The sequence below is a fragment of the Streptomyces sp. NPDC057445 genome (assembly GCF_042802855.1).
GTDB lineage: Bacteria > Actinomycetota > Actinomycetes > Streptomycetales > Streptomycetaceae > Streptomyces.
Map to the genome: position 1 here is coordinate 1 of NZ_JBHVDH010000056.1, position 4,740 is coordinate 4,740.

The 4,740-nt window shown below is 65.3% G+C and carries 8 protein-coding genes; 4 read left to right on the plus strand and 4 right to left on the minus strand.

What is annotated here, in order from left to right; translation table 11 throughout:
* A partial coding sequence (locus ACFU5O_RS37300) for a WhiB family transcriptional regulator (RefSeq protein ID WP_384247445.1) occupies window positions 1-227 on the plus strand: 227 nt, incomplete at its 5' end.
* Between the two features lie 121 nt (window positions 228-348).
* Here ACFU5O_RS37300 and ACFU5O_RS37305 read toward each other — a convergent pair.
* On the minus strand, window positions 349-621 hold the full coding sequence (locus ACFU5O_RS37305) for a hypothetical protein (RefSeq protein ID WP_384247447.1): 273 nt from the start codon (window positions 619-621) through the stop codon (window positions 349-351).
* Window positions 622-1,132: 511 nt separating this feature from the next.
* Between ACFU5O_RS37305 and ACFU5O_RS37310 the strand changes: the two genes are divergently transcribed.
* Window positions 1,133-1,282 carry a hypothetical protein gene (locus ACFU5O_RS37310; protein WP_384247449.1) on the plus strand — a complete coding sequence of 50 codons (150 nt, stop codon included), beginning with the start codon at window positions 1,133-1,135 and terminating at the stop codon, window positions 1,280-1,282.
* 689 nt (window positions 1,283-1,971) lie between these two features.
* Window positions 1,972-2,340 (plus strand): hypothetical protein, encoded by a 369-nt coding sequence (locus ACFU5O_RS37315; RefSeq protein WP_384247452.1) that lies wholly within the window; start codon window positions 1,972-1,974, stop codon window positions 2,338-2,340.
* A gap of 60 nt (window positions 2,341-2,400) precedes the next feature.
* On the opposite strand, the gene ACFU5O_RS37320 is transcribed toward ACFU5O_RS37315, so the two are convergent.
* Window positions 2,401-2,769: a hypothetical protein gene (locus ACFU5O_RS37320; RefSeq protein WP_384247452.1), complete on the minus strand. Its 369-nt coding sequence runs from the start codon at window positions 2,767-2,769 to the stop codon at window positions 2,401-2,403.
* A gap of 689 nt (window positions 2,770-3,458) precedes the next feature.
* Window positions 3,459-3,608 (minus strand): hypothetical protein, encoded by a 150-nt coding sequence (locus ACFU5O_RS37325; RefSeq protein ID WP_384247449.1) that lies wholly within the window; start codon window positions 3,606-3,608, stop codon window positions 3,459-3,461.
* Between the two features lie 511 nt (window positions 3,609-4,119).
* Between ACFU5O_RS37325 and ACFU5O_RS37330 the strand changes: the two genes are divergently transcribed.
* Window positions 4,120-4,392, plus strand: a complete 273-nt coding sequence (locus ACFU5O_RS37330) for a hypothetical protein (protein WP_384247447.1) — start codon at window positions 4,120-4,122, stop codon at window positions 4,390-4,392.
* Between the two features lie 121 nt (window positions 4,393-4,513).
* Here ACFU5O_RS37330 and ACFU5O_RS37335 read toward each other — a convergent pair.
* Window positions 4,514-4,740, minus strand: a 227-nt coding sequence (locus ACFU5O_RS37335) for a WhiB family transcriptional regulator (protein ID WP_384247445.1), incomplete at its 5' end; no start/stop codon positions are given.

A 4,740-nucleotide genomic window follows, 5' to 3' on the forward strand; every position in this document is an offset into this window, starting at 1 on the left:
TCGCCGACGCCGAGGGGCAAAGGCGCGCCAAGGCCGTATGCCTGGGATGTCCGGTGCAGACCGAGTGCCTGGCCGAGGCACTGGACAACCGCATCGAGTTCGGCGTCTGGGGCGGCATGACCGAACGGGAGCGACGGGCCCTGCTGCGCCGCAGACCTGATGTCACCTCCTGGCGCACTGTCCTGGAAACCGCTCGCCGTGACCGGGAACAACAGCGCGCCAGTTGAAAGCGAATGCCACCACCCGCCAGCGGCTTTCGTCATGGGACACGAGACGGTGCACGACCCGTGGTCGTCAGCGTGCCCAAGTGCTGTCCCGTACGTGTGGTCGCAGACAGCCACAGCCGTATCAGGTGGCCGTTCTCTTCCACAGATGCCGCTCGTCGAGGGTGCCGAACCGTACGTCTCCGCGATCGAGATCGACAAGGATGGGCCAGCAGTCCAGCAGCTGTTGGTTCAAATCGCGCGAGGCGAGGTACTGCACGCAGTTGTAGGGCACGATCAGCAGCCCGTTGCTCTCGCAGACTAGCTCTGTGTCGATGGCAAGGGGCGGCTCGTCATCGCGCTGGCTGCACGCGAGGAACGCCACAGCGAGTTGCAGGGCTTCGTCCTGCTGCATCATGCGCCTCCAGTTCCGCCGGCTCGGCGAAGCGCAGCCTAACCGCCCTGCGATGATCCGTGCGGGGCTGCTGAGATCACAGCGTCGGAGCCGTCGGGGTATGAGTCGACGAGCGCCTCGACGCAGACCACGATGCGCGGCAGCAGGCCGCGAAGAAGGCCTCCGAAGCAGCTCGGGAGGCAGCCCAGCGCGAAGCGCGCCGACCCGCCTGCACCAGCTGCGGGACGCGGTTCATCGACGAACGCTGGGAAGCCGCCGAGGAGACGGACTGGGGCCGCCGCGTCGACACCCACCCCACGCTCTGCGCCGACTGCAAGCACCACGCCCTCGCCGCCGACCATCGACCCCAGGGCAGCAGCCTCGCGGGCCGGAGCACCAAGACGGGGAGGAGCTCGACTTCCGGCGCTACCCCCGCCGTCCCGTCTGTGCCGAGTGCCGGGAGCCGTTCACCGACGAACGGTGGAAGGCGGTCGAGCGGGTTGGCTGGGGTAGCGCCGCAGAGCGTCGGCCGACGTTGTGCGAGACCTGCGCCCGTGAGGACGACGCCAGCATCGAGGAGGCGTGGACCGGCGCACGTCTCAGCCAGGTGCCTCAGGAGCGGCAGGACCATCCGCTGGTGCCCAAGCCGAAGACCGGCGGAGGGTTCTCGCGCCTGCGCTCCTGACCCGGCAGGTCTCAACCGAGGCCACGTGCGGGCTCAAGGCAACCTTGGCGAGCCTGTAAATGGAGAGTTGTTGCCGCACTTCGTGGTGTGGGGCCTGGCGCCGGGGGCCTGCGGGGTATGGCGGCGTCGAGGTCTCACGGACAACGCGGGCTGGGCTGGATGACCTGTGATTTTGGCAGGTGTTGATCTGTTTTCGGTCCGCCTGCCAGTTATTGCGGGTTCTGAGTGTTACGCAGGGTGTTCGAAGGCGATCCGATCTGTTGGAGTCTGGTACTCGGGGGGATGTTCCGTTTGGGAGGAAACGGGCTTTGGGCTGACCGGTTCGCCGGAGAACCGGAGGGAGGTAGATCTGCCGCGCTCCAAGATCAGGATGCGTTTGGCCGGGATCAGGGGTGCGGTCTGCGCGGTTGCTGGACGCCTAAGCGGAGCGATTTCCAAGGGAGTGTGAGGGCGGGCGTTCGGGTGCTCTCTTCTGTGCCGCACAGATCCGGGAGTCGTAAGGCTTGCTCACAACCTGTGAGGTTCTTGAGAACACCAGGGTGGCATAAACGTTCGAGCGCTCGCGGCAGTCACGTCATATGATCCCTAAGCGATTTGCAAGCGAGATCGATTGGCTCGGGTTCGTCGCCCGAGCTTGACGAGGGGGATCTATGCGCGCGTCTCGGATGGCAGCTGTTGTGACAGGTGCCATGGCCATTGGAGTCCTGGGCATCGCACCGGCGTTCGCGGAAGGCGGCTTTACCAGCAGCATCAGCGGATGGCTTCCGGGTAAGGACTCCCGCACCTGGAACGACAGCAACAACGACAGTGTCTCGACGAGTGTCAAGTTCGCCGGCTGCTCTGTCGACAACGGCCGGTTCACCTACGCGGGACTTCAGCTGAAGAAGGCGCGCCCCGGGCTGCCGGATACGGTCGTCAACAGAGACAACAACTACTGCGACACGTCGAGCTTCGGTGACAAGGCTGCCGGAACCTACTACTTCCACTACTCGAACCTGAACGGGCAGGACAGCGTTTCCGCCTACCTGATCGTCAACACGGTCACAGTGCGTTACTGACCGGTTTGGGGGGTGCGGGGTGACCGGTTGCAACCGGTCACCCCGCACCCCCCAAACCGGTCAGTAACGCACTGTGACCGTGTTGACGATCAGGTAGGCGGAAACGCTGTCCTGCCCGTTCAGGTTCGAGTAGTGGAAGTAGTAGGTTCCGGCAGCCTTGTCACCGAAGCTCGACGTGTCGCAGTAGTTGTTGTCTCTGTTGACGACCGTATCCGGCAGCCCGGGGCGCGCCTTCTTCAGCTGAAGTCCCGCGTAGGTGAACCGGCCGTTGTCGACAGAGCAGCCGGCGAACTTGACACTCGTCGAGACACTGTCGTTGTTGCTGTCGTTCCAGGTGCGGGAGTCCTTACCCGGAAGCCATCCGCTGATGCTGCTGGTAAAGCCGCCTTCCGCGAACGCCGGTGCGATGCCCAGGACTCCAATGGCCATGGCACCTGTCACAACAGCTGCCATCCGAGACGCGCGCATAGATCCCCCTCGTCAAGCTCGGGCGACGAACCCGAGCCAATCGATCTCGCTTGCAAATCGCTTAGGGATCATATGACGTGACTGCCGCGAGCGCTCGAACGTTTATGCCACCCTGGTGTTCTCAAGAACCTCACAGGTTGTGAGCAAGCCTTACGACTCCCGGATCTGTGCGGCACAGAAGAGAGCACCCGAACGCCCGCCCTCACACTCCCTTGGAAATCGCTCCGCTTAGGCGTCCAGCAACCGCGCAGACCGCACCCCTGATCCCGGCCAAACGCATCCTGATCTTGGAGCGCGGCAGATCTACCTCCCTCCGGTTCTCCGGCGAACCGGTCAGCCCAAAGCCCGTTTCCTCCCAAACGGAACATCCCCCCGAGTACCAGACTCCAACAGATCGGATCGCCTTCGAACACCCTGCGTAACACTCAGAACCCGCAATAACTGGCAGGCGGACCGAAAACAGATCAACACCTGCCAAAATCACAGGTCATCCAGCCCAGCCCGCGTTGTCCGTGAGACCTCGACGCCGCCATACCCCGCAGGCCCCCGGCGCCAGGCCCCACACCACGAAGTGCGGCAACAACTCTCCATTTACAGGCTCGCCAAGGTTGCCTTGAGCCCGCACGTGGCCTCGGTTGAGACCTGCCGGGTCAGGAGCGCAGGCGCGAGAACCCTCCGCCGGTCTTCGGCTTGGGCACCAGCGGATGGTCCTGCCGCTCCTGAGGCACCTGGCTGAGACGTGCGCCGGTCCACGCCTCCTCGATGCTGGCGTCGTCCTCACGGGCGCAGGTCTCGCACAACGTCGGCCGACGCTCTGCGGCGCTACCCCAGCCAACCCGCTCGACCGCCTTCCACCGTTCGTCGGTGAACGGCTCCCGGCACTCGGCACAGACGGGACGGCGGGGGTAGCGCCGGAAGTCGAGCTCCTCCCCGTCTTGGTGCTCCGGCCCGCGAGGCTGCTGCCCTGGGGTCGATGGTCGGCGGCGAGGGCGTGGTGCTTGCAGTCGGCGCAGAGCGTGGGGTGGGTGTCGACGCGGCGGCCCCAGTCCGTCTCCTCGGCGGCTTCCCAGCGTTCGTCGATGAACCGCGTCCCGCAGCTGGTGCAGGCGGGTCGGCGCGCTTCGCGCTGGGCTGCCTCCCGAGCTGCTTCGGAGGCCTTCTTCGCGGCCTGCTGCCGCGCATCGTGGTCTGCGTCGAGGCGCTCGTCGACTCATACCCCGACGGCTCCGACGCTGTGATCTCAGCAGCCCCGCACGGATCATCGCAGGGCGGTTAGGCTGCGCTTCGCCGAGCCGGCGGAACTGGAGGCGCATGATGCAGCAGGACGAAGCCCTGCAACTCGCTGTGGCGTTCCTCGCGTGCAGCCAGCGCGATGACGAGCCGCCCCTTGCCATCGACACAGAGCTAGTCTGCGAGAGCAACGGGCTGCTGATCGTGCCCTACAACTGCGTGCAGTACCTCGCCTCGCGCGATTTGAACCAACAGCTGCTGGACTGCTGGCCCATCCTTGTCGATCTCGATCGCGGAGACGTACGGTTCGGCACCCTCGACGAGCGGCATCTGTGGAAGAGAACGGCCACCTGATACGGCTGTGGCTGTCTGCGACCACACGTACGGGACAGCACTTGGGCACGCTGACGACCACGGGTCGTGCACCGTCTCGTGTCCCATGACGAAAGCCGCTGGCGGGTGGTGGCATTCGCTTTCAACTGGCGCGCTGTTGTTCCCGGTCACGGCGAGCGGTTTCCAGGACAGTGCGCCAGGAGGTGACATCAGGTCTGCGGCGCAGCAGGGCCCGTCGCTCCCGTTCGGTCATGCCGCCCCAGACGCCGAACTCGATGCGGTTGTCCAGTGCCTCGGCCAGGCACTCGGTCTGCACCGGACATCCCAGGCATACGGCCTTGGCGCGCCTTTGCCCCTCGGCGTCGGCGA

Bases quoted from the DNA above. Each gene is read 5' to 3' on its own strand.
- ACFU5O_RS37330 (WP_384247447.1), top strand. From the start codon at position 4,120: ATGATGCAGCAGGACGAAGCCCTGCAACTCGCTGTGGCGTTCCTCGCG.
- ACFU5O_RS37305 (WP_384247447.1), bottom strand. From the start codon at position 621: ATGATGCAGCAGGACGAAGCCCTGCAACTCGCTGTGGCGTTCCTCGCG.
- ACFU5O_RS37315 (WP_384247452.1), top strand. From the start codon at position 1,972: ATGGCCATTGGAGTCCTGGGCATCGCACCGGCGTTCGCGGAAGGCGGC.
- ACFU5O_RS37320 (WP_384247452.1), bottom strand. From the start codon at position 2,769: ATGGCCATTGGAGTCCTGGGCATCGCACCGGCGTTCGCGGAAGGCGGC.